Source organism: Cysteiniphilum sp. (assembly GCF_057495195.1).
In genome coordinates, this window is record NZ_JBXTEF010000025.1 from 1 (window position 1) to 2859 (window position 2859).

Below are 2859 nucleotides of genomic sequence, written 5' to 3' on the forward strand. Positions count from 1 at the left end.
GTTGCTCTGTTTATTCTAGCAATAACACACTACATCAATATTAAATTTAAATTGACACAGTTTTATGAACACTCCCAGGCTAAGACTAAATATTCACCCACAAGCACTCACCGCACCCTGAGCGTAAGTCGAAGCGGTGCACTGAGCATCAGTCGAAGTGGGTAAGCTTGTGAAAATAACACTTCATAGAGGATTCGACTTACGCTCAGCCAATGCTTACACCATCAAAGTGGGCAGGAACATGGTCATAGCCGTTTTTTATTATGCTTAAGCGCATCTCTTAATTGATCAAAGCTAATCATTGATTCATTGCCATTTTCTTTTCTGGCAATCAGCTCATCACCCTTATAGCCATAACCATAAAACACTTCATAACTTACTGATAACCCAAGTTTTTCCAGTCTCTGACAAAAACGTTGCCAACGCGCTTTACCCGTCAAGGTTTTACGCATTTTGGTATCAGCTAAAGGCTCATTCAATGCGCGAATATCGGTGAGTAAAGTTTCAATCGTTTCATATTCGAGCTTTAACGTTTCGGCATCCATGACCACACTTTGATATTGTTCCTTTTTTAACAGGTCACCAATATCATGCATATCTAACATTTGATTGATATGCACCATACCATCAATGAGCTGCCAAGCTTTTTTGATCTCTTGTAAGCTACTACTGCCAAAGCTTGTAAAAACTAAAACACCTTGTGGTGTTAGCTGTTTATACCAATCACGTAATTGGGTATTAATATTTGCTGTTTGCTGAATTTTACACTGTGAAATAATTACATCATAGGCTATCTCTGGGTTGGGTGTGCGATGTATTTTTGCATTTGGGTACAACGCTTTAATCGTTGCTAAATGTGAATCTAGCCCTTCTGCAAAGACATATTGAGGATTTAATTTAATAAAACTTAATTTATCTAATAAACGCTCAGCAATTTCATTTTTTATAAAGCTATCATGAACAAAACGCCGCTCATATTGCTCATGCTTTTTTTGAAATAATGGTTGATCAAACATATTTATTAAAACCTATAATAATTACATTTATTTCTGCTCACGCAGCTTATCTAAATAGCGCAACGATAATACATGATAAATTGGCTCTTTACAGATCACACGTGAAGAAGCCGTACCTAACAACGCTGCTAGCATAATTGGCAAAAGCATGCCACTTGAGACATTTTGCGTCATCTCCGACACGATGATAAAGCAAGTAATCGGGCTTTGCACCACGCCTGAGAAGTACGCAACCGTACCGATTAAGATAATTGCTCCCGCATATTTAGGATCAAAAAAACCACTCATCATATGCCCAAACCCAGCTCCCGCTGATAAAGATGGGGCGAAGATTCCACCTGGAATACCGCTAACAAATGACAGTAATGTGGCGATCATTTTCCACAAGCCAAAGAAAATAGATACATGAACATCATGACCATTTAACAAAGCAACGGCTGTTTCTTTACCACTACCGTAAATAACGCCACTTGTGCACACGCCAATCACGGCAATAACAAAGCCAATGCTACCTGCGAATAACACCGGATGCTTGCGAACAATCCCGACCACAGCTGCTGATACAAATAACAGCATCCGACTAAATAATCCACCTAAGAAACCACAAACAACAGCAACAATAATAAGTACGATCCAGCCACCGCCTAAAATATCAAGTGTCGCTGAGCTCGCACCAAAGTAGGCGTAATTGCCCATAATTTCTAAGGACACAAAACCACACAACACCACGGTGGTAATCATCGTACCGGTAATGCCTTTATCAAAAGAGCCTGCTAACTCTTCAATGGCAAAAACAACCCCTGCCAAAGGCGCGTTAAAGGCCGCTGCAATACCAGCCGCCCCACCTGCTAATAACAAACCTTTTTCCGTGTCTTCACGGTTAAACTTCTCTAATCGCCCTAAGAAGTGCATAACGGATGCACTTAATTGAATCGTCGGTCCCTCGCGCCCAATCGATGCACCACTTAAAAATCCTAATGCAGTTAATAAAAACTTACCCAGCGCAATACGCATTGACACCATCTTGCTACGTCGTTGCATATTCTTAACTTTGAGTGCTGTCATTACTTGAGGAATACCACTACCTTCAGCACCATCAAAATAAGTTTTCAGCAAATAAATAATCACCATAAAACCAATTGGCATAATAAATAAAGGCCAATAAGGATGGGCTTGACTGAGTTCATTGAAACTGTCATTGAGATTGTCACACAGATAAGCAAACAATACACATATCAATCCAACAAGAATCGCCCCACCCCAGAATATCAAACGCCTTCGCCAAAGTGATAGAGACATAAGTTTGCGTGATTCAGTGAAAATCTTATCTTTTTTTAACGCTTTTAAATCGAAATACTTCATGAAAACTGTCTTTACCACTCTAAGCAAAATTGCTGGTGCTATTTTACGCTTTAGTTTCTTGAAAAAAAAGTACAAACAGCTTAATAACTATGACAAAATTAGCTTTACATTATATTAGTTTGAGTTAGTCCAATGAAACAAACGCATATTATTACTATCACCTATGCTTCACCTACTGAGGTTATAGATCAAGTTAGAGCAAAACACCGTTCATTTCTCGATCGTGGTTATGAAAAAGGACTATTTATCGCCTCAGGACCTAATAGTTCACGCAATGGCGGTGTGATATTAGCCTCAGGCGACTTAGATGAAATCAAAACGTTATTGCAGGAAGATCCCTTCATTACTGAAAAAGTAGCTAGCTATAGTTATCATAGCTTTGATCCTGTTAAACATGCCGAAGCATTTAAATGCGAATCAAGGGTTGAATAATAATCAAAAATAAAGTTTACGAGTTGCCAATCCATAATTTATTGTGTTA

At 38.9% G+C, this 2859-nt stretch carries 3 protein-coding genes; 1 reads left to right on the forward strand and 2 read right to left on the reverse strand.

Going from position 1 to position 2859, the window contains the following annotated elements; genetic code table 11:
* Positions 1–245: 245 nt before the first annotated feature.
* Together ACY10D_RS02460 and ACY10D_RS02465 are read right to left on the reverse strand one after the other, a co-directional pair.
* On the reverse strand, positions 246–1016 hold the full coding sequence (locus tag ACY10D_RS02460) for a hypothetical protein (RefSeq protein WP_486999219.1): 771 nt from the start codon (positions 1014–1016) through the stop codon (positions 246–248).
* 27 nt (positions 1017–1043) lie between these two features.
* The gene (locus tag ACY10D_RS02465; protein WP_486999220.1) at positions 1044–2378 is read right to left on the reverse strand and encodes a chloride channel protein; all 1335 of its coding nucleotides are present in this window, start codon (positions 2376–2378) and stop codon (positions 1044–1046) included.
* 132 nt (positions 2379–2510) lie between these two features.
* On the opposite strand from ACY10D_RS02465, the gene ACY10D_RS02470 reads away from it, so the two are divergent.
* Positions 2511–2810: a YciI family protein gene (locus ACY10D_RS02470; RefSeq protein ID WP_486999221.1), complete on the forward strand. Its 300-nt coding sequence runs from the start codon at positions 2511–2513 to the stop codon at positions 2808–2810.
* Positions 2811–2859 lie beyond the last annotated feature (49 nt).